The sequence below is a fragment of the Ornithinibacillus salinisoli genome, from assembly GCF_042684965.1.
In the GTDB taxonomy this organism is placed as follows: Bacteria; Bacillota; Bacilli; order Bacillales; family Amphibacillaceae; genus Ornithinibacillus; species Ornithinibacillus salinisoli.
Map to the genome: position 1 here is coordinate 319,119 of NZ_JBHUMI010000014.1, position 22,875 is coordinate 341,993.

Consider the following 22,875-nt stretch of genomic DNA (forward strand, 5'->3'; position numbering starts at 1 on the left):
TCGACATAGCTCCCCCATTTTATTTACTTGTTTCTGCAAACATGTCCGTCCCATATTGTTGTCGTAAAGATTTTTCTTTATAGCTTTCCTTTTCAGCTTTGGACATTTTCTTATATTTTTTAATAAACGCTTCATATTTTGGTAAAATATCTTCTCTTAACCCGTAATCCTTGACCTGCCCATATTCAAGCCAAAGTATTTTATCAGCAAATCTTTCCATTAATTTAATGGAATGACTTACGAAGAGAATGGTTTTTCCTCTTTTTTTAAATTCCATTACCTTATTAAATGCTTTTTCATTAAAGGCTTTATCTCCGACTGCCAACGCTTCATCAATGATAATAATATCTGGATCAATCGATACAGATATTGCAAAACCAAGTCGAGAACGCATTCCAGTCGAGTAGGATTTGATTGGCTGATCAATAAATTTACCAAGCTCTGCAAATTCGATAATTTGCGGTTCTAATGCTTTTATTTCTTCTTTTGTAAAACCTAGCATGAGACATTTTAATTCTATGTTTTCTCTTCCAGTTAAATTCCCTTTTAAACCAGAGGCAATCGCTATTAAAGCAACATCGCCTTTCACATTTACGGTTCCTGAAGTTTCTGGTAAGATTCCTGCAATTATATTCGAGAGCGTTGATTTCCCAGCACCATTCACACCTACCAACCCAACAACTTCTCCGTTATAGGCTTCAAAGTTAACTCCTCGAAGTGCATAAAAATCTTCTCCAAAACTTTTACGAAGAAAAATGTCTTTCACTTTTTGTGATGTACTTGTATATAATTTATGTTTTTTTGTAATGTCTAATAGGTCAATTGTCTTTTTCATATAATTCCCTTCCATTGCTAAGGAATAGTTTCTAGATAAAATCAATAAATCTTCTTCTAAATCGAACATGTAACCTCGCGCCTACAATTAATAGTATTATTGTAACACTCCAGAAGTATAGTGAATACTGCCAATTCGTAATAAAGTACCATTCCTTACCCAGTAATGAGTAACGATATCCTTCTACTAGGTAGTACAATGGATTGATTTTCATTAAATTCTGAACCCAATTTGGTAGTGAGAACGTTGCCCATAATATGGGTGTCATATACAAAATCATGCGTAGTAAGGCTTGGAGTAACATCTGTAAATCACGGATAAATGTGTTTAAAGTAGACGTGATTAAGGAAAGTGAAAATATAAATATATATGTTGCAAACACATATATAGGTAACTGTAAATAATATATGCTAATTGGATAACCAGTAAGATTCAATATAATTATGGTGAGTATAATTAAGCCAATATGCGAATAAAACTTGGAATAAATGATAATATTTGGTATTAAACTCATCGGAAAATTCATTTTTGATAGCATCTTTACCCGTTGATAAATCGACTTAGATCCCTCTAAAATGGCGGGATTAAAGAAAAACCATACGATGATTCCTGATAACATCCATTGAAAAAATGGATCCCCATCAACTTCCTGTCCCCTTCTTATTCCATAACCAAATATAAACCAGTAAATAGCTATCTGAATGGAAGGGTTTATCAATTCCCAGGCTATTCCCAAGTAAGTCATTTTATTTTTGCTTTTAATCTCATACAACGATAGTCTACGTAATAAATAAAAATGTTTTAGTTGTTCGGTTAAAACAGTTATAACTGCCTTCATATTAAGATCCTCTCTATAACTCTACTAAAATTACCTTTAAGACAACAAAAAATACTATTTTTAATCTAATCATAACATACCTGAAACATTGCTCAATGCTTATGGAATACATTATCAACCACTCTTTTAGAAGCATTTCCATCGTCTATGTTACAGAAGCGTTGATAAAACTCCTCATATTTTTTAGGTGGTTTGTAATTAGACTCCTCTACTTTTCTAATTTCCTCTATAACTTCTTCTGTTGATTTGACGAAAGGACCTGGGGCTTTCTTTTCAAAAGCGAAATAAAACCCTCGTAAGTCGTCTCGATATTCTTTAATGTCATAAACAAAGAAAATCATTGGTCTTTTTAAATTCGCAAAATCGAAAAATACAGAAGAATAGTCTGTGATTAATATATCTGAAATTAAATATAAATCTCGGATATCTTCATATTTGGAAAAATCATAGGCAAAATCGTTGTATTCACGAATATCTAGGTTTTCTGAAACGAGATAATGCATTCGTAAAACAATTATATAATCCTCTGCTAATTCTTTTCTTAACTTCTGTAAATCTAATTGTAACTTAAACTTATACTTTCCTATCTCATAATAATCATTATCACGCCATGTTGGAGCATAAAGAATTATTTTTTTATCTATAGGAAGATTTAAATTTTCCTTTATTTCTATAATATTCTGGGGTGTATTACGATTTAATAGTACATCGTTTCTTGGATAACCAGACTCAATTACTTTCTTATCAAAATTAAAAGCTTGTTTAAAAATTTCTGTTGAATACTTATTCGGTGAGATTAAGTAATCCCATTTACTTGACTCAAAATGAAATTCCCTCTTATAAGTCTCTGTATTTGTTCCTGGTATATGAACTTCCTTGATATCAGATCCTAATTTTTTTAATGGAGTCCCATGCCAGGTTTGAATATAAATAGTATTTTTTGGCTTAGGAATCCATAATGGTAATCTACTATTTACAATCCAATACTTTGCAGTAGCCATAACAAATATCCATTTCAAACTTAATCTCTTTAAATATGTTACTTCATGATTTTTATTTGAAATTAAAAAATCACTATGAAAACTCCAATACATTTTATAACTAGGGTGATTTTCTTTGATATATTCATAAATCGCTCTTGGATTATCACTAAATTGTTTACCAGAAAAGCTTTCAAAAATAATAGTATTTTTTCTAGTGGGTAGCTTTCCTGCCATCCAAAATAATAACCACAGTATTTTAGGGAGAACTCTACTCCTTTTTAATTTAATTATATATTTCCTTATGGACAATTTTTGATTTCACCTCGAGTTAATATTACTATTATAAATTTAATTCCCTTCACTACTTTCTTTAATCCTTAAATACTGCTTTTACTGTTTTTTCTGTTGCATAACCATTATCCCAATCACAAAATTTGTTATAAAAGTCCTCATATCTTAATTGATAATTCTCTGAAATTTGATCAATGTCTTTAATTGATTCTATAACATCTTCACTTGTTCTAAGAAGGGGACCTGGCACTTCATTTTCTATATCAAAATAAAATCCTCTCAATGTATCCCGGTACTTTTCTAAGTCGTACGTATAAAATAGAATTGGACGCCTTAAATTTGCATAATCAAAAAATACAGAGGAATAATCCGTAATGAGAATATCTGAAACTAAATATAACTCGGCAATATCATCATACTTCGAAAAGTCATAAACAAAGCCTCCATATTGGGATACATCAATCTCATTCGCAATAAAATAATGTGTTCTTAGTAAAATTATATACTCATTACCTATCTCTTTTTGCATTCTATCCAAATCCAGTTTTAAAGAAAAACTATACTTACCTCGTTCCATGTATTCATCATCGCGCCAGGTTGGTGCATATAAAATCACCTTCTTGTCACTAGGAATATTCATCTGGTTTTTCATTTTTTCAATATCATTTTTATTATTTTTACGATACAGAATATCATTTCTAGGATACCCGAATTCAAGCAGTTCTTTTTCATATTTAAATGCTCTTATAAATATTTCTGATGAGTATGCATTTGGAGAACTTAAATAATTCCATCTCCTTGATTGTTGGAAAAAATTAATCTTATATTTGGGATCTGCAGAATGAATGTCTTTCATATCAAAAACTAATGATTTCAATGGCGTTCCATGCCAAGTTTGTAGATATACGGTTTCTTCTCTTTTATTTATACTTTTTGGCAATCTTGAGTTACTTACCCAATACTTAGCTCTGGCAAGGTAATAGTAATACCTTAAACTGAAACGTTTAACTTGTATGGCATTACCAGGAATCTTCTTTTTCTCATTAAATATCCAGACATATTTAAAGTTCATCTTATTATCAATCATATATTCATATATATATTTTGGACTATCCGAATAGGATTTACCTAAGAAGCTTTCAAAAACAATTGTATTTTCCTGCAAAGGCAGTTTTAAAATGACCATTCGGTACATCTGAAGAAGAAATCTTCGCTTACTTCTGAAGGCACTTTTAATTTTTCTTTTTCGGTGATGGAATAGATTAACTTTTTTATACTTAGCAATATTTCCTTGTTGTAGCACCTTTATTTCTTTTCTTATCATGTAAGACCTTTTCTTTAGAACATTTGATGCAATTTTATTAGTAGCATCTACAAGAGTTCTAAATACATTATCAACATTTTCATTCTTTTTAAAAAACTTTACAATTGCACCCCTGTACAGATTCAATAACTGATTATCTAAATATGTTTGTGTAAAGTCATCTTTGTATTGTTCCTTTAAAATATGATATATATAGCAGAAATCATTAATCCGATCTTCAATACCAGTCTGCATTAACGCAGGATTAGTAATAGGGTCATTTCTTCTTCTTTTATAATACATACTCTTTTGGGCACAAGGAATATCTTTTGTGTTTAATATTGCTGGAATCATAAAAGCTAAATCAGAATATCGTTCTACATTCTCCGAAAAATAAAGATTATTGTCTATTACAAAGCTTTTTTTAAATAACCGATTCAATGCAGATTTGTTTTTTATCAGCTTAAATTTACTGAATTCCTCATATACAATAATACTTTCGTCTATATGCACTTTTTCCATATTATCGTTTTCATCAACATTATCACTTGAGTCAGCACTCAAATGCGATTTCATTAATTTACCAGAAATCCAGTCATGTCCGTTAATATTCTGTATGAGTTCTTGTAAAGTATCTTCTTCTAAGTAATCATCACTATCTAAAAAATATACATAATCCCCTGTAGATTTATAAACGCCATAATTTCGTGCTGCTCCAACGCCTTTTCTCTCATCAAAGTGAAACACTGATATTCTTTTATCTCGTGCAGATAAATCATTTATTAACTCTTTACACGTCTTATGACTATTATCATTTATAATTAGAATTTCTAAGTTAGAATATGTTTGATTTAGTACAGACTTAATACAATCTGATAAAAATTCCTCGGTATTGTATACAGGTATTATTACTGAAATCATTTTCATTTAGGCACTCCTTTTATATTCACCATGGTTTTAATACGCAATACCTTAACATCATAAAAAAGTATATTTTACTATTCTAATATAAATATTTGTATATGTATTATCATAGAGTAAAAATAATAGAAATGTAAATCCAATGTTAATTTTTTGTAAAGTTATGCTATTATAATTATAAGTGAAAATGACATCGAAGAATAGTTTAATTGTAAATTATTGGGGGAATTATTCGATGAAAAAAATAATTACGTATGGTACATTTGACCTAATACATAATGGCCACATCAATATACTTCGACGCGCTAAGGAACTCGGTGATTATTTAATAGTGGCTGTTTCAACCGATGAATTTAACGCCATTAAGAAGAAAAAAGCTTACCATAGTTATGAAAATAGAAAAATAATTTTAGAAGCTATTCGTTATGTAGATGAAGTTATTCCAGAAAATAACTGGGATCAAAAAAAGAAAGATATACAAAAACATGATATTGACATTTTTGTAATGGGTGACGATTGGGAAGGGGAATTTGATTTTCTAAAGAATTATTGTGATGTTGTTTATTTACCAAGGACTGTAGGTATATCTACGACAAAAATTAAAGAGGATCTATTAAAGGTGAACAATGGTTAGGGAGATTGCTGTTTCTATCTATCTTCTTTTTTTCAAATTCTTTTTTGAACTTCTTAAGCTATGTCCCCAAAAGAAGAAAACAGTTTGTGTTGCTTCCTTTGGGGATAATATCTTTTATACAACCTGCTCATTACGTGAGCTATCCAAACAAGAAGTCATCATATTGAAAGAAAAGTCTTGCAAATATACCTTTGATCCATCCATCAACAAAATTATTCCTTTCGACATTAAACACCCATTTGCTTATTTAGAGTCAATCTACCATCTTGCAACAGCAACTACTATTTTAGTAGATAACTATCAAGGCTTTTTAGCAGTTACAAATTTTAAAAAAAATTCTACTTGCATACAACTTTGGCATGCCGCAGGAGCAATAAAGCAATTCGGGCTAAATGATCCTTCTACTTCAACTAGAAGTAATCGTGCAAAGGAACGGTTTCAACAGGTATATAATCGTTTCCACTATACAGTTGTGGGATCTGAAAAAATGGCAACTATTTTTCAACAAAATTTTAATTTATCAAATGAACGGATTATCCGTACGGGAATTCCTCGAACTGATGTTTTTTTTAACACAGAAAAGAAGCTGTTAGCTAACAGTAATTTGAATCGACATATACCAGAAATAAATAATAAGAAAATAATTTTATATGCCCCAACCTTTCGTGAAAATCAGTTGAATAACTACCAATTAAAATTAAATATTGAAGAACTGTGCGAAGAATTTTCGGATGAGTATGTCCTATTTATACGCGTTCACCCTGCTGTATCTTTTACACTTCCTAATAAGTATAGAGATTTTGCCTATGATATGTCGGGTTACTTTGATATTAATCATTTGTTACTTCAATCAGATATTTTAATAACAGATTATTCTTCTATTCCATTCGAATATTCCTTATTACGAAAACCAATGATTTTCTTTGCTTATGATGTAGAAGAGTACAGACTCACAAGCGGGTTAATGAAAGACTATGAGAATCAAATGCCTGGCCCTATAGTATTTAGCACTGATGAAATTATACAAACTATAAAACACAATAAATACAAATTAAATGATATACAATTTTTTGCTAATCAGTGGAATGAATATTCTAGAGGAAATTCTAGTTTAAATGTAGCTCGGTTTATAGAAACCCGTGAAGTTGAAGTAAGAGAAAAAGTACTACTCTAATTAATGCTACTGTCATTTTTAAGCTTCAACAAATGACAGTAGCATTTTATTATTGCATTCTTTCAGGTAATGCATGGATTGATTCGATTAACTGATTCAATTTTCCTTCGATGCGATGTAATAAATAAAACGTTACCGCAATTGGAAAACCAACCTCTGTTACGAATGATACCCAATTTTCCATTCCATCATTCACCTCCACTTAATAAAACAGACCAGCACTTCGGCTGGTCTTGTTCTAATTAATGATATACCTTTTAACCAATTTCAACCTCTTCTACAATACGCTCAACAACGCGGGCACTTTTCTTCGCAACTAGGTTACCGCCACTGGAAGTGAATGCATTTTGTGAGATGATCTCATCCATCGCTGCCTCTACTTCAGTTGGATTTACCGGTTCTACTGGATTATCTAATGAATACGTGACAATTTTACCGTCCTCATTTTCGAATTTTAGTTCAAGTTTTTTCATTGGTTAACCTCCCTTCACTATAATAATCACATTTCTGATTAACCTTGGCGGATATCAGAACTGTCTTTACGTTCGATATTAAATAATGGTCTCTCCTGCAAGTCTACTAATGCCGTTGCTATTGCATACAACTGATCGGCTGTTGCTTCTGTTTTAACGTTATTGAAGCTTTTGAATTTGTAAATTGGATCCCCTGTTACAAGGTCGTCCCCATCGTACAAAACTAAACGCAGTTGAGAATTCATCATATCTGCTACTGCCATCTTACCACCTCCTTTCACCTATACAATCGATGAAAGTCGCTTAAAGGTGGCAAGCAAGAAAGAGAAAAACTTTTATACTTAATGGCACATTATTCTTATTTTTTTCGATAGTATAAAAAAGAAGGGAAATAAAAAACTAACCACAATAATTAGTGGTTAGTTCCCTTGTCGGTGCCAGGCACCTACATTATTCTCTGCTGAACACGTCTCTTGTGTATACTTTTTCTTTGACATCTTTTATTTCATCGGATAATCTATTTGCTACTATTACATCACTCATTATTTTAAATTCTTCTAGGTTCTTAATTACTTTAGAGTTATTATATTCTTCATTTTCTAAGACTGGCTCATATATAACGACTTCAATTCCCTTTGCCTGGATTCGACTCATAACATCCTGAATTGCTGATTCTCTAAAGTTATCTGAATCCATTTTCATTGTTAGCCTGTAGATACCAACAATTTTCGGATTTCTTTTGATAATCATCTCAGAAACATGTTCTTTCCTAGTTTTATTAGCATCCACAATTGCACTGATAATACTATTTGGTACATCTTTATAATTTGCAAGCAACTGTTTCGTATCTTTAGGAAGACAATAACCTCCATAACCAAATGAGGGGTTATTATAGTGTTCTCCAATTCTTGGATCTAAACCTATTCCTTCAATAATTTGCTGTGCATTAAGTCCATTTACTTCTGCATATGTATCGAGTTCATTAAAGAACGCTACCCTCATCGCAAGATAAGTGTTTGCAAATAGTTTTATTGCTTCTGCTTCTGTAGAATCCGTAAATAAAGTTGGTATATCTTCCTTTGCAGCTCCTTTAACTAAGAGATCTGCGAATTCTTCTGCTCTTTCAGATTTTTCACCTACGATGATGCGTGAAGGATATAAATTATCATATAATGCACTACCTTCCCTTAAAAATTCTGGAGAGAAGAGTATATTTTCAGTTTTAAACTTTTCTCTAACCTTTTTAGTATATCCTACTGGTACAGTAGATTTTATTATAATTACTGATTGTGGATTAATGGTTAATACATCAGTAATTACTTCCTCTACAGAACTTGTATCAAAATAATTTTTATTCGGATCGTAGTTAGTTGGTGTAGAAATGATAACATATTTGGTGTTCTTATATGCTAGATTTTTATCAGTTGTAGCTGTTAATTGTAGTTCTCTTGTTCGTAAATAATCTTCAATTTCCTTATCTACGATGGGAGATTTCTTATTATTAATCATATCGACTTTTTCTTGAAGAATATCTAGAGCAACTACTTCATTATTTTGCGCGAGCAGGATGGCATTAGATAGGCCAACATAGCCAGTTCCGACTACTGAAATTTTCATTTTAAGGATCCCCTTATTTATAATTTCTTTAACTATAAATTTTATTAATGAGTAAGCATTTGTAATTAGTTAATCATAAATCAATATTCGAAACAACTAAAAGCTATACAAATAATCACAACATGTATAGGGAGTATTATTTTTGTAAAGAACATAAGTAGAATATGAAATATTTTACTTGAGGAGTCATATAGATGACTAAAAATAAAATTTTCAAGAAAAGATATTGGATTATAGGGTGTATTATACTAGTTATAATCCTTTCAGTAAGTGGTGGGTACTTAACTCATTTATATATAAAAACAGAAAATATGGTGAATGAGTCTCAGGAAGAAATTATTCGAGAATCCGATAAATCACAACTAAGGTCCGAAAAAGTGAACCCTGTACAAGATAATGTATCTGTTTTATTTTTAGGAATAGATACAAGTGAGCATCGAAATTATGGGGAGAAAAGTCGTACAGATGCTATAATACTTGCAACTTTTAATAAACAAGACCATTCGGTGAAACTATTGACCATTCCAAGAGATACTTATGTTTATGTACCTGAAGTAAATTATAACACTAAAATCAATCATGCACATTTTTACGGTGGCCCAAAAGCTACTTTAGAAACAGTTGAGGAATTTCTTCATATTCCCGTTGATTATTATGTACGGATGAATTTTGATGCATTTGTAGAAGTTGTAGATGCATTAGATGGGGTTATGTTTGATGTTCCATATGAAATTATCGAATCAGATTCCCATGATCAAAAAAAAGCCATTCATTTAAGCCCTGGTTATCAAAAGTTAAATGGTGAAGAGGCGCTCGCACTTGCACGTACTAGAAAATATGATAGTGATGTTGACCGTGGAAAACGACAACAAGAAATGATAAAAGCAATAGTATCAAAAGCAACCTCACTCACCTCTGTTTTAAAGTTAAGTAATATAGTTGACTCTATTGGAGATAATTTAACAACTAATTTATCCTTTCAGGAAATCAGGGGATTTATATCCTATGGTCTAGATAAGGAAATAAATATTGATACTTTAAACTTTAAAGGTTCTGGGATATATATGGATGGTGCTTGGTTTTATAAAGTAGAAGAAGAAAGTAGAAAACAAATTCAACAAGAGCTAAATATGCATTTGAATCTATCTATGAATTTTGCAAAGCAATTATTAGTTTAACTAAACTAGCTATACGTCTCTCACCTTTTTAATAAAAATTAATGAAAAAAAATATCACAATAATATAAAGAAGTTTTATACATATTGAAACATTTATTTACTTTTATTCGTCTAATAAGGTAGGTCCAATTCATTAATTTTATAATGAAATTGTAATCAACTTTTAATGTACTATTTCATATTTTCATAGTAAAATAAAAGTTGGTTTGCAATATATTTGACCATAAATTTATTTATAATAAAGGGGCAACAAGTAATGACTAAGAATAACTCTTCGCAATCTCGCGTTGTGAAGCGAACAAAAAAAAGGAAGTTACGTAAAAGAATATATTTTATTTTAATACCAATGGTAATTGTTATATTAGGTTTCGGCTATGCTTTATCTTTATATATTAAAGCAGATTCCGTTTTATCTGAATCCTATGAAGATGATGGGAGAGAAAAATCAAATTTACGACAAGCAAAAGTTGATCCGAAAGAGGATAATGTATCTATTCTTATTATAGGAGTAGATGAAAACAATCATAGAGGGAATAGTGAAAATGCACGATCTGACGCTTTATTGTTAGCAACCTTAAATAAAAAAGATAAGAGTGTTAAGTTATTGAGTATTCCACGTGATTCCTATGTTTATATCCCTGAAGTTGGATATGAAGATAAAATAACACATGCACATGCATTTGGTGGACCCCAAGCAACAATCGAAACAGTAGAAAACTTACTGGACATTCCGGTTGATTACTTTGTAAAAATGAATTTTCATGCTTTTGTAGACGTAGTTGATGCAATTAATGGAATAAATGTTGATGTTCCATATGAGTTTTATGAGTCTGATTCAAATGATAAAAAGAACTCCATTCATTTATTAGCTGGTGAGCAAACATTAAATGGTGAAGAAGCTCTTGCTCTAGCTCGTACTAGAAAACTAGATAATGATATTGAGCGTGGGAAAAGACAGATGGATATCGTGAAATCTGTTGCTAAAAAAGCCACATCTGTTAGCTCTGTATTAAAATTTGATGATGTTATTGAAGCTGTTGGAAGTAATATGACAACAAACTTATCTTTCAATGAAATGAAAAGTTTTATATCCTATGCAACGAGTGGAAGCGAATTGAATATAGACTCTTTCTCACTGGAAGGTCAAGATTACCAACCTGCTGGAACATACTACTGGCAATTAGATGAAATTGCACTAAACGAGACAAAGAGTTTACTTCAAAATCATTTAGAAATTAGTGATGAAAATAGCTCATCTGCTAGTGTAAATGCTGAAGGTAATAATGATTCTAGCGATTCTTACTAATAAAAGAAGCTGTCCCAAAAGTCAATGAATAATGTCTCCATGGTATAATCAATAAAAGAAAGATGATCATTCATAAGAAAATCGCTCCATCATTTGGTACTTTAATTATACTAAATGGAGCGATTTTTTTACTTTTCAATTTGATTAAATAGAAAGAGAGTGTCACCAATAGCTAGGCTTTGGGACACCCTCTTTTTTTTTATTACTTTAACTTATTGACTTTAGCTATTCCTACTAATTTTCTCATACTATCTAGTAAAGGTTGTTTTTTAGAAGAAGTAACACCTGCTATTTCAGCAATCAACTGAATACCTAAAATAATTAAAACAAAAATAACAAGTGATGTTAATAATCTTGTGCTATTAAAAACAATAGCCATACTTCCAAAAAAGGCACTAAAACCATATATAATTAATACAGCAGTTCGATGTGAATAACCCATTTTTATTAGTTGGTAATGAATATGATTACGATCTGCTGTAGCTATGCCTTGTTTATTAATTGACCGTCTAACAATTGCAAGGACCGTATCAAAAACAGGGACTGCAATGACAATAATAGGAACGATAAAGCTAAAGAAAGCAACGTTTTTAAATAAACCTAGCATTGAAATAATAGCGATAGAATATCCCAAAAATAAGGCACCTGTGTCTCCCATAAAGATCTTCGCGGGGTAAAAATTGTGAAATAAGAATCCGATACAGCTACCTACTAATATTATTGCTAGGGCTACCACTACAAATCTAGCATCCATAATTCCCATAATTAATATACTTAATAGACCAATTGCAGATACTCCCGCAGCTAATCCATCTAATCCATCTATTAGATTAATAGCGTTAGAAGCAGCAACGATCCATAAGATTGTTAAAATAATACCAAAATTATCTATATATACTTGGCCCATAAACGGTATAGTTAATTTTTCAATAACTAAACCCGAAGATACGACTACAATAGCAGCTGTAGTCTGACCTACTAATTTGTACAGTGGTTTGATATTGAAAATATCATCCAACATACCCGTTACGATCATAATAAGGGCACCAATAATAATTGCCGTCATATGCTGATCTCCAGGTTGTAAATAAATAAAACCAACTGCAACACCAATAAAGATGGCTAGTCCACCCATACTTGGTTTTTCACCGTTATGTGATTTTCGATTATTATCAGGTTTATCGACCGCATCAAATTTAAACGCTAATCGTGAAATCAACGGAGTAACAATCAATGCCGTGGTGACTGACAAGATGAATGCTACTACTAAGTCGCTTATATTCCACATATTTGGCACCTCTTTAATCTATTTTTCACTATCCATCTTATCACCTTTTAATAAAAAAATAAATCTTAATAAAGGAGTTTGGATAATTAGTCCCAAACTCCTCGGCTAATTATTCTTAGTTAAATTTTTTCTCTACTATTGATAGCTATCGAAACACTATGCATTTCTAAGCAATTCATCCATCTTCTCACAAATCTTCTGTAATGAAAATCTCTCTTCAACATATGAAGCAAGCTCCGATTCGTCTTTATTATTCTTAGATGATATGAAGGTTACTGCTTGCTCTATGTTTTCAAATATGTACTTTTCTTGAAAAACGCACCGGACTCCTTCCCTTTGAAGAACAACTGGGAAAGCCCCTGAAGCCATTCCTTCTATAGGAGCCAAATGAAAACTCTCATAGTCACTAACAGAAAGGACATATCCTACATTTTTTAGCCATTCCGATACATCTCCCCAACCTTCAATAAAAATATGCTCTTTAAATTTAGATTGCTGTATCCTTTCAAATGCATCTTTATAATGTTCCCTTTGTGAAGCCCTTTTCCATACCCAATCAACTTCCTCTGGCCTTTTACCTTTTATATACAGCTTATACCTAGGATCAAGTTCATACAGCTTTTCAAAAATATCTATTGCACGATCTAATCTTTTTAGCTTAGGTACATAACCAATTAACCCAATATTAAATTTTGAATCTTCCACCTTATCCTTTGCAAATCTTTGCGTATCAACAGCATTAAATATTACTTTCATTTTCTCTCGAGGAACTTTAGCAACTCGATGGAATTCTTCATATATATAAGGGGAAATAGCAATAAGTTGATCTATTTTTTTATAATCAAATAAAGCCGGAAATCTAGTGTTCATCTCAAAACGGTGAAGTCTTACAATTAGTCTTTGGTTACTTTTCTTGTGTTTTTGACACCATATTACATTCCCTAATCCCCACTCACAGAAAAGAATGTCCGCCCATTCTAGTAATTCTAAGCTCTTTGTTTCATCATGGCGGTCATGCCCATCCCATTGGTCAATCTTTATTTGATAATCAAAGGAGTCAGTTAAATAATCAGTAATATAAGAAATAAATTTTAAATCGTGTCCAAATACGGCAACTTTTTTCATTTAGGACTCCTCCTTATATTTCGATGTTATCCAACTTAACTCTATGATTTCCCTTAAAATCACTAATTAAATTGAAATTATCCGTATTAAAAAACTGGATACCAAAAGGAAACCATTTCCCTAACATATGAGACTCATTATCACCAAAAAGAGAAACAAATTGTCTTGGATCAATTGTTTTTGAAAATGTCTTCGAAATGAATGCCTGATCAAATTGTCCATTAGTCACAAACGTATATTCTTCCCCAACATTTTTAACAATAATGGAGTCACGTGTATATAAGGTCGTTAAAAACATGTCCTTTAGATAGTTCCTAGCATAATAATGCTTTGTACTAATAGGAGCATAATGACTAGTTTCAATAAGATCATTTATGCTGTCATAGTGGTGAATATAATCCAATAAATAAGTTTTAATTTCACCAGTATTGTTTTGGTTAAATATATCCAAGTATCCTTCAAAAAAATCAATTAGGAGTACCAGCTTCTTATTAATCATGGTTTGTCTAACGTATTGTTCCATTATTTCTAGGTAATCTTGTTTACTTCTAATAACCGCGACCATGGTTGCAGAGTAATTCTCTTTGTCGTAGTTAATATTGATTTGATCTAAAATGGTTTCTAGCTTATTCCTGTACGTATGATGCTCTAATATATTTCGTAATGATGTTAACCGTTTTTGTTTGATTGCTAACTCATCATTTTTAACTTCCGGTAATAAATGAGAACTTTTATTTAAGGAATCACCTTCAACGAATACAATATCCTTTATATAATAACTCTCTATTGCGTCAGGAAAATCTAAATGTACTGAAAATGGAAGGAAGTAAACATTCTTACATCCATCTTCTTTATACCTTTCTACAGATTCTCTATTTGTAGTAAATACAAAATCGAAGTATTTAGCTTGATCTATTAATGACGAATAATAAGATGGATCTTCTATATCCCAAAATACAGTTGGTATTTTTCGTTCTACACCGACACTTAATATTTCAAATAAAGTAGTATTATTGAAAGGATCATTCTTCAACATCAAATTAGATGAACATAAAAAAATATCGGGACGGATGTTGGTTACTGTTTCTGAAAAGTTATGAGCAGAAAAACGGATGAGATTTATATCAGTGTTAAATCTCTGAATAATATCATCTTCTTGAACACTATATATATTTAAATCTGAATATTTTTTATGGTTTATAGTTCGGAATTCTCCAAATCTCTTTACAGAAAATATAGGATTTCGAATATATGTAAAACCAGTTCCTTTTATAAGAATTCTCATTTTTAACTGTTTAATTTGTTGAAGGGAGTCTAAGCGAAAGACCATTGTCTTCCCAACATGTAGTCTTACCTCTTTAGTATTCTCTTCATGATCCGTGACTGTGAGTCGGAATTCAACTTCACAACCTTTAGATTTCCCATCAAAAGAGAGGGCTATCAAATGGTCCCTAAAACTATCTAAAAACTCCATGACTCTATCCATTCTATCATCTTTAAAGTGAAAATATTTTTTCTCATCATTTTCTAAAGTGGATGTAACCAACACCCCGTTATTTTTTTTATCTATAATAATATTCTCTGATGGCTTGATCGAGGAAATATTCATCTCAAAATGCTTAGCTGCCAAATAATTTAGCGTTATTTCAGAATTTAGTTCTACTAATTTTTTGTGATATCTTTTTTTCTCATTAGATAAAGCTGTTAGCCTTTCAGATAACATTTTTTCCATTTATCTTCCCACTCTTTTTTTTAGTCTCCTTCTAAATTTCCAATACATAAAAATTAAACGCCCTAATTTAGAATTTCGCAGAGCATCATACCTTTTTAACAACCGATCATATTTACTCTGCAATTTTTCCAGTTTAATTGCTTGATTTGCATTCACTTGTCTTAATTCTTGGATCTTTTTTTCTACCGTGTGAATGAATTTTTCTTCTTCTTCTATTGATTGAAGATTACTCGTTATACTCTGTTTTAATTCACACCGCATTTGAAAAATAGCATCTTTTAAAACAATATTTTCAGTATGGTAATCTGCCAATAACTCATTTTGTTCATTCTCTGTTGAACTTCTTTGAGATAGTAACGCTTTTTGACTTGGGGTCTCCACCAAAGTACTGTCTCCGTAGCTACACTTCTCCTTCATAATGAGTTTTTAAACCTCCTATATAATTAGGATTATCGTAAGATTGGCTTTCTCTAACTTAATTACTTTTGGATATTGGTATATAGTTTCTGGGGGACTGTCATGTTGTTGAGAGTTAAATGAAGTTGATTATAGGGAGAGTACGAAACCTATATAAGATTACATACCCTGCCCAATTATTTAATTATTTGATTCTTTATACTTCGCTACAGCTATTTCTGGATCACCATCATAGATGATTTCACCTTTACTCATCCAAATTGCTCTTGTACATACTTTTTCAACAAAACTCATATTATGTGAAACAATAATCACTGCCTTAGCACTTTCAATAATTTCTTGAATTCTTTCACTCGCCTTTTGTTGAAAGCTTATATCACCAGTTGACAATGCTTCATCTATAATAAAAATATCTGGTTTCAGAATTGCAGCAATACTAAAGCCTAATCTTGACTTCATACCACTAGAATACTGCTTAACTGGTTTGTCAATTGCATTTCTTATACCTGAAAAGTCGATTATTTCTTCATACTTCTCATCGACACGTTCCTTAGGAATACCAAGTAACATGGCATTTAAATAAATATTATCTCCACCAGTTAACTGCTGGTTAAAGCCTGTTCCATAACCTAACAACGCAGAGGTTTGACCTAATACTTCAATGTCTCCTTCATCAGGTTTAAAAATCCTAGTTAGTAACTTACATAATGTACTCTTTCCAGCTCCATTATGTCCGATAATCCCAAGAACTTCTCCTTCATTCACTTCAAAATTTAGATTTCGAAGTGCCCAAAATTCTCCACCTTTTAAATTGAAAGAAACACCAACATTATTCGCTTTTATTATCGCATTACCACGAATCTGGCTTTCTGTTTTTTCTAACTCAAGAATTCGGCGTTTTTTAGGCTTTGCTGCAGGTAGAGTAGCCTGATAGTGATTAACTACTTCTTCAGGATTTCCATCTTCTATTACTGCACCTCTATCTAACCAAATTAATCTCGTACAGTGCCGCTTAGCATACCCTAAACTATGCGTAACAATAACTACCATCTTTGCCTGTTTGACTAGTTCTTTCATTTTTTCGGCAGCTTTTTTACTAAATTTAGCATCACCTGTGTTTAACGCTTCATCCAAAATTAAAATTTCAGGCTGTAGATGGGAAGCAACACTAAAGCCTAGTCTTGCTTTCATTCCACTAGAATAGTACTTCATTGGCTGATCCATAAAATGTCCTAAATCAGAGAACTCATGAATTTCATCAATGTACTCGGTAATTTTTTCTTTATCGATTCCAAGCATCATCCCGTTAAGATATACATTTTCTCGACCTGTAAGTTCTTGTTTAAATCCCATTCCAAATGAAAATAGCGCGGTTACTTTTCCATCTACTTTCATTTCTCCTCGATCTTCTTGAAGAATTCGTGAGATGACTTTACTCAAAGTAGTTTTACCAGCTCCATTAGAACCAATGATACCTAAAATTTCACCTTCATATCCTGCAAAATTTATATTCTCTAAAGCCCATACTTTTTTTGGCTTTTTATTTTTTTCTTTATTTGTGAATAAACGTAAAGCCTTTGATTTGATATCATCTTTATCACCTGAATAGAAGGCTACTCCCACTTTATTAGAACGGATTATTTGCCTTTTATTATTCATTATTAGATCATCCACTTTCTATTAAAGAGCTTTAATTATCTTGTGCTCATTTTTACTGTAATGGTTAATCATAATCACACTTATGACAATAGATATTAATAGAATAACTCCTAACCCAACAAAGTTTGGAGTAGTATTGTACATCAAAATAGCACGATAGGACTCTACAATTACTGCTATCGGATTATAATCAACTGCCCAACTATATTCAAGCCTTCCACCTTCCCAAATAATTGGAGATGCATAGAAAAGTATACGAATGACATATGTTAGTAAATTATCGATATCACGTACAAATATATTGATATAGCCTAACAGTAAGCCCACCGCAAATAGGAAAATTATAGTTACCAATATTAATAGAGGTAAAAATATTAGTTCCCATCCTGGCATAACACCAAACATCAAAAGAAATCCTCCAACTACTATTAGTCCAAATAGAAAATTGAACAATTGAGATAAAACAAATGACATTGGAAAAATTGCTTTTGGTAAGTAAACCTGATTTATTATAGAACTATACCGTAGGATCGACCTTGCAGAGGTATTAATACTAGAACTGATCCAACGCCATACTACTAATCCAATAACTAAGAATAATGGATAATTTTCATCGCCTCTTTCTAACACAATTACTACTAGAAAGTAGTAAACTAAAACATTAAGCAGCGGATCTAAGAGCCACCAAAAATAACCTAGGTAACTATTGCGATGCTCAGCTTTTAGTCCTGATTTAACTAAATATATTAATAAGTCTTTTCTCATTAGTATTTCTTGTATATAACTTTTCATAAGTGAAACTCACACCGCCTATTTCTGTCATTATCATATAAGTTGATCAATTAATTTACGTATAATACTAATACTCAAAGCATTATATCACAGTAAGGGTGATTAATAAATAAATATAAGACTACTCTATTTTATAAAAAGAGAGGAAAATCCGCCATATAAACCGATTATTATGGCGGATTTTTTAATTTGATTACATATTTTTAAGTTCTTCTATTGTACACCATTTTATATCATTTTCATTCATTGTTCTAATTAGGTTTTTCTCTCTGTTCATTCTCGTTTCACTTGATGTATTCTCATCAACTACATATGCTTTTCCATAATTGATATTCGGAGCACTATCTAACTTATAATCCAAAATTCTTGGAGTTAGGAATATCATATCTTCCGTGCTTACCTCTTCATTCGGAACTAATAAATCAATCTGATGTTTACTGGCTAAGTAATATATGTTATTTGCTATTATCCTTGAAGGATTTCCATTATAATCTGGCCAGTGGAACAAAGCTACTTTTTCATAGTTATTAGTAAACTTCTTAAGCATTTCATCTAACAATTCTTGATCAGAATCACTCGAAAAGTCTGCAATAACAACTATGTCATATTCTCTTACTTTAGGTCTTTTGAGCATATTTGGAACTGGACATGGAAAATGTCTATTAACCTGCGTAGGATCCATATATAAATCTTCAGCAGAATCTGCCTGTTCATGCCACCATTGGAAAGATTCTCGATACGTTCTTCTCAAACCAAAATGAATCGTTTTTACATGTGTTGTACTTGTACCTGTCAATGAGTTTTCATTTGATAGAGCAATGGATAGCGGAATAGTTGGTTCGACTCGAATAACACTTTCATCACCATAAATCTTCTCGATTCTCCATAAAAACTCGGTATCTCCTGCAACTCTAACGCTGTCCCAACCACCAAGGTTGTCTATGACACTTCGTCGAACTAATAACGAAGAGGAATTCATCATTAAAAATTTCACACTTAATAATGAACCTGCATTAAGTGGACAAATATCCTTTGATGCCCGTACTAAATAAGAAATCGTTCCAACTGCCGAAGGGTTTTTTATCAATGCTTTTAGCTGGATCTCAATTTTTTGCGAATGAGACCAATCGTCACTATCATGGATGGTTATAAAATCACCAGTTGCATACTGTAGACCCGTATTTCTTGCAGCGTAAGCACCTTCATTATTTTCTTTTTTAATAAGTTTAACTCTCTCATCTTGCTCAGCGTACTTAGCAATTACCTCCGCAGTATTATCCGGACTACAATCATCTACTACTATTATTTCAATATTTTGTATAGTCTGTTTCAATAAACTATCCAATGCGATATGAATTAAGTCTGCCGCATTATAGGCAGGGATAATCACCGATACTTTATATTTTTCTAACCCTTTATCTATTTTAGTTGTCGGTGTGTAAATATTTTCTAGATCTAATGGTTTTTGTTTATCAATTTTCCTAATTTGATTATAGCCATTTTTATCATAAATTAAATTATACCAGTTTAGTCTTTCTAGCTCTTCCTCAGCAAGATGTGCCATACTTAAGCATAAATTCGTTTGAAGACCTCTATAATTAATTACTTCCCACACTTTTCTTCTAGCTGCCTTTATTTCTCCTAACTTCTTCATCACTTTAATCTCGGTTATAACACGATCAGGATTAGGGTTATTTATTGGTTTTACTTCATTAATATATTCAAGTTCTTCATACGCTTTTTCGTAATCTTGATGATCATAATACCAACGAGATAGACTTCTTGTTGCTCTCATACGTTCATTCATTGGGGCGTTTTCTGAATTTTTTAAATCAAGAAGTTCCTTCAAAGCATAAGTAGAGTATCCAGCCCATAACTTTCTATCTAAAGCTCTAGCATTATATTTTTCATTTTTTGACTGAACCACAATATCTTTAACAGCTGTATTAAATTGTTCTTCCGAGCCATTTTCCTTAGAATTTTTAACTACCTCACCAAGTTTCCGTACTGGTAAACTTAACTTCCAAGAGCGACTTTTATTAATTTTATCAAGTTCTTTTTTATTTTTACTTCTTAAAGCTGCTTCACGTTTATACCTGTTCTTTACACTATGTAATTGGTGTTCTACCTTCTTTAATTCTTCAGCTAAAAAGATGCTTTGCTCTTCTTCTTGGGCTAATAATTCATCTAGTTTATTTCTTTTTTGAAAAAGTTCCTGTAAATCACTAACATCTAATAATTGCTTCTCTGTTCTTTCTGTCATTTTTTTCACCTCCAATTCGATAAATTATCGTTTGTTTCTTCTTCCTGTAATTCCTTTAAATACGGATCCAACCATTCTCATAGGAGCCATTACCTTCCATGAGGTGCTGTTTAGGATTTTATTATATTCTTTTAAATAATACTGTTGTTCCTCTGACACACTATGTAAACTAGATTTATAAAGGTTAATCTCTTTTTCATATCTCTCAATTTTATCTAACATTTCTCTGTTCTCAGAAGATTTTTTATTATATTGATTCTCTAAGTTAAAAATTTCCAACTCTAATTTTATCAAATTATAATACCTTTTTTGTTCAGAAAAAATCTTATCGAGATCATTTTTAGTAATTTGTTCCCTATCTTTCGATGCAGATTCCAAACCATTCACATCCTCTATCATTTATTCATATATATTATTTGCTTTATTTTTAATTTGAAACTAGAAAATCTACTTATTTTTCACAAATAACCCATTATCCTACTTTTAAAATAATAACACATTAAAAGCCTCTCTTTAAACATTATTTAAAGGGAGGCAAAGGTTAGCTAGTCTAAGTATTAGAATAGAACCTAAACGTGTAAAAATAATTAGGATAATACTCCAATCTCAGAGAATTTCTTGTCATAACGAGCAGTAATTTTCAACATAATCTCTGCTCCAAGCCTTTCTTTTTCATCTAGACCGAAAGCAGTTTCATATAAGGGGCGGCTGTTAAATCCTACTACTGAATATATTGCAGGATCCATCTCATTTAGCATATTGGATCCCCACATCCCCATTCGTTGCTCCCAGTAAAATAAATCACTCACATCTATATTAAACATTTCATTACTATAATTTGCTCTCTCTATAAACCCTTTAGTCGATTCTGCTACAAAATTTGTAAATTCTTCACCAGGTTCTTTTATTCTTTTTGTTTTATATAAATTCATAAAGTCCTTTATCAGGTCTCCTGACATAGAGGCCTTATGTCTGCTATAAAAACCTCTAATAATTTCACCACCAAATCCACGAACGAAAATCTCATTAGGTTGAACAACTTCCCCCATATGTGCTGTTAATCCTGAAAAGCCCCTTGAATAACCAGTTGAAGTACTCGCTTCTTTTCTAAGCTCTGTAAATCTCTCGCTATCAACTTTATTCGAAGGATCTAGGTAAACATGAGGACACCCAAGATGTTCCTTCATTTTAGCTACGATTGGCACCTCTTTTTCTGGAAGGCGATTACCTGTCCAAGTTATTAACCTAAGCTTTACACCTTGTCCCATTATTCCAGCAACCAATGCTCTAGTGTCTACCCCCCCTGTTAGTCCAAGTAATAAATTATATTTTGGGGAATAATATTTCGTGAAGTTAGAAAGATACCGATCACATTGTTTTAAAAAGAAGCGTGTAGAAACCGATTTTATTGGGTTTCTTGGCCAATACCGAACTGTCCTCTTTTCATTCATATCATAATAATTATTAGGTACTAATGCTTTAATATTATCATACATGGTCACATCGCCAGGAAGATAGCCTGTACCCCTCATTTTATATTCAGGTAATTTTATAAAACGTTTTGCTTCCTCACTGAATTTCTCCTTAAATAAGGAAGCTACTAAAGCTGAATGTGAAGCTACACATACATCTTTATTTTGCAAATAATAAATAGTTCTTGAACCAAAAGGATCATGGAGTATTTTAACTTGTGATGCGTTAATAAGAAATAATGCAAATCTTCCAGAAATACAATCAAACACTTCCCAATCATCTTTCCTCAGTAGGACTTTCATGATGTCAGTTAGTTTTTTTCTTCCCTTACATACAAACGCTTCACCGATTAATATTGCAGTTCCATGACTTGTTTCGACTGTTTGAACATTCACTTCTGGATGAGTATGGATATGATATCCATTTGCTTCAAACTTGTCCCAATCTTTAATTTCCTCCAAATTAGGACGAGAAGTGTTCTTATATATTGCAAATCCAAAACGATATCTCATTAAACTAGAATTCATATCGTTCCTCCTTAATTATAGCACCAACTTCACTATATATTTATGT

20 protein-coding genes and 1 pseudogene are annotated in these 22,875 nt (G+C 31.7%); 4 read left to right on the forward strand and 17 right to left on the reverse strand.

The window, feature by feature from the left end:
- Positions 1 to 19: 19 nt before the first annotated feature.
- From tagH to ACFSTA_RS08910, 4 genes and pseudogenes are all read right to left on the reverse strand, one after another.
- Positions 20 to 904 (reverse strand): teichoic acids export ABC transporter ATP-binding subunit TagH, encoded by an 885-nt coding sequence (gene tagH, locus ACFSTA_RS08895; protein WP_449290219.1) that lies wholly within the window; start codon positions 902 to 904, stop codon positions 20 to 22.
- A complete protein-coding gene (locus ACFSTA_RS08900) occupies positions 867 to 1,673 on the reverse strand; it encodes an ABC transporter permease (RefSeq protein ID WP_377556263.1) in 807 nt (268 codons plus the stop codon). The genes tagH and ACFSTA_RS08900 overlap by 38 nt, the downstream gene beginning before the upstream one ends.
- A 92-nt stretch (positions 1,674 to 1,765) precedes the next feature.
- Positions 1,766 to 2,953 (reverse strand): annotated as a pseudogene (locus ACFSTA_RS08905) (CDP-glycerol glycerophosphotransferase family protein); the annotation flags it as partial.
- A gap of 73 nt (positions 2,954 to 3,026) precedes the next feature.
- Positions 3,027 to 5,177, reverse strand: coding sequence for a bifunctional glycosyltransferase/CDP-glycerol:glycerophosphate glycerophosphotransferase (locus ACFSTA_RS08910; protein ID WP_377556264.1), 2,151 nt, complete (start codon positions 5,175 to 5,177; stop codon positions 3,027 to 3,029).
- A gap of 229 nt (positions 5,178 to 5,406) precedes the next feature.
- On the opposite strand from ACFSTA_RS08910, the gene tagD reads away from it, so the two are divergent.
- Together tagD and ACFSTA_RS08920 are read left to right on the forward strand one after the other, a co-directional pair.
- Positions 5,407 to 5,805 carry a glycerol-3-phosphate cytidylyltransferase gene (gene tagD / locus ACFSTA_RS08915; protein ID WP_377556266.1) on the forward strand — a complete coding sequence of 133 codons (399 nt, stop codon included), beginning with the start codon at positions 5,407 to 5,409 and terminating at the stop codon, positions 5,803 to 5,805.
- Positions 5,806 to 5,968: 163 nt separating this feature from the next.
- Positions 5,969 to 6,979 (forward strand): CDP-glycerol glycerophosphotransferase family protein, encoded by a 1,011-nt coding sequence (locus tag ACFSTA_RS08920; protein ID WP_377556267.1) that lies wholly within the window; start codon positions 5,969 to 5,971, stop codon positions 6,977 to 6,979.
- Positions 6,980 to 7,028: 49 nt separating this feature from the next.
- Here ACFSTA_RS08920 and ACFSTA_RS08925 read toward each other — a convergent pair whose 3' ends face one another.
- The 4 genes from ACFSTA_RS08925 to ACFSTA_RS08940 form a co-directional block, all read right to left on the reverse strand.
- The gene (locus ACFSTA_RS08925; protein WP_377556268.1) at positions 7,029 to 7,163 is read right to left on the reverse strand and encodes a YvrJ family protein; all 135 of its coding nucleotides are present in this window, start codon (positions 7,161 to 7,163) and stop codon (positions 7,029 to 7,031) included.
- Positions 7,164 to 7,236: 73 nt separating this feature from the next.
- Positions 7,237 to 7,452 (reverse strand): DUF2922 domain-containing protein, encoded by a 216-nt coding sequence (locus ACFSTA_RS08930; protein ID WP_377556269.1) that lies wholly within the window; start codon positions 7,450 to 7,452, stop codon positions 7,237 to 7,239.
- Positions 7,453 to 7,490: 38 nt separating this feature from the next.
- Positions 7,491 to 7,715: a DUF1659 domain-containing protein gene (locus ACFSTA_RS08935; protein WP_377556270.1), complete on the reverse strand. Its 225-nt coding sequence runs from the start codon at positions 7,713 to 7,715 to the stop codon at positions 7,491 to 7,493.
- A 187-nt stretch (positions 7,716 to 7,902) separates the two neighbouring features.
- A complete protein-coding gene (locus ACFSTA_RS08940; RefSeq protein WP_377556271.1) occupies positions 7,903 to 9,069 on the reverse strand; it encodes a nucleotide sugar dehydrogenase in 1,167 nt (388 codons plus the stop codon).
- Positions 9,070 to 9,263: 194 nt separating this feature from the next.
- On the opposite strand from ACFSTA_RS08940, the gene ACFSTA_RS08945 reads away from it, so the two are divergent.
- Together ACFSTA_RS08945 and ACFSTA_RS08950 are read left to right on the forward strand one after the other, a co-directional pair.
- Positions 9,264 to 10,247 (forward strand): LCP family protein, encoded by a 984-nt coding sequence (locus ACFSTA_RS08945; RefSeq protein ID WP_377556272.1) that lies wholly within the window; start codon positions 9,264 to 9,266, stop codon positions 10,245 to 10,247.
- Positions 10,248 to 10,503: 256 nt separating this feature from the next.
- Entirely contained in the window at positions 10,504 to 11,553 is a 1,050-nt protein-coding gene (locus tag ACFSTA_RS08950) for an LCP family protein (protein ID WP_377556273.1), read from the forward strand.
- 202 nt (positions 11,554 to 11,755) lie between these two features.
- Here ACFSTA_RS08950 and ACFSTA_RS08955 read toward each other — a convergent pair whose 3' ends face one another.
- From ACFSTA_RS08955 to ACFSTA_RS08995, 9 genes are all read right to left on the reverse strand, one after another.
- Complete coding sequence (locus tag ACFSTA_RS08955) at positions 11,756 to 12,841, reverse strand: glycosyltransferase family 4 protein (protein WP_377556274.1); 1,086 nt, start codon at positions 12,839 to 12,841, stop codon at positions 11,756 to 11,758.
- A 156-nt stretch (positions 12,842 to 12,997) separates the two neighbouring features.
- On the reverse strand, positions 12,998 to 13,966 hold the full coding sequence (locus ACFSTA_RS08960) for a glycosyltransferase family 4 protein (protein ID WP_377556275.1): 969 nt from the start codon (positions 13,964 to 13,966) through the stop codon (positions 12,998 to 13,000).
- A 13-nt stretch (positions 13,967 to 13,979) separates the two neighbouring features.
- Complete coding sequence (locus tag ACFSTA_RS08965) at positions 13,980 to 15,698, reverse strand: DUF3880 domain-containing protein (protein WP_377556276.1); 1,719 nt, start codon at positions 15,696 to 15,698, stop codon at positions 13,980 to 13,982.
- Positions 15,699 to 16,115: a hypothetical protein gene (locus ACFSTA_RS08970; RefSeq protein ID WP_377556277.1), complete on the reverse strand. Its 417-nt coding sequence runs from the start codon at positions 16,113 to 16,115 to the stop codon at positions 15,699 to 15,701.
- Positions 16,116 to 16,295: 180 nt separating this feature from the next.
- The gene (locus tag ACFSTA_RS08975) at positions 16,296 to 17,774 is read right to left on the reverse strand and encodes an ABC transporter ATP-binding protein (RefSeq protein ID WP_377556278.1); all 1,479 of its coding nucleotides are present in this window, start codon (positions 17,772 to 17,774) and stop codon (positions 16,296 to 16,298) included.
- Between the two features lie 21 nt (positions 17,775 to 17,795).
- Positions 17,796 to 18,566 carry an ABC transporter permease gene (locus ACFSTA_RS08980; RefSeq protein ID WP_377556279.1) on the reverse strand — a complete coding sequence of 257 codons (771 nt, stop codon included), beginning with the start codon at positions 18,564 to 18,566 and terminating at the stop codon, positions 17,796 to 17,798.
- A 193-nt stretch (positions 18,567 to 18,759) separates the two neighbouring features.
- A complete protein-coding gene (locus tag ACFSTA_RS08985) occupies positions 18,760 to 20,829 on the reverse strand; it encodes a glycosyltransferase family 2 protein (RefSeq protein ID WP_377556280.1) in 2,070 nt (689 codons plus the stop codon).
- Positions 20,830 to 20,853: 24 nt separating this feature from the next.
- Positions 20,854 to 21,207, reverse strand: a complete 354-nt coding sequence (locus ACFSTA_RS08990) for a hypothetical protein (protein WP_377556281.1) — start codon at positions 21,205 to 21,207, stop codon at positions 20,854 to 20,856.
- 209 nt (positions 21,208 to 21,416) lie between these two features.
- Positions 21,417 to 22,829 (reverse strand): hypothetical protein, encoded by a 1,413-nt coding sequence (locus tag ACFSTA_RS08995; RefSeq protein WP_377556282.1) that lies wholly within the window; start codon positions 22,827 to 22,829, stop codon positions 21,417 to 21,419.
- Positions 22,830 to 22,875 lie beyond the last annotated feature (46 nt).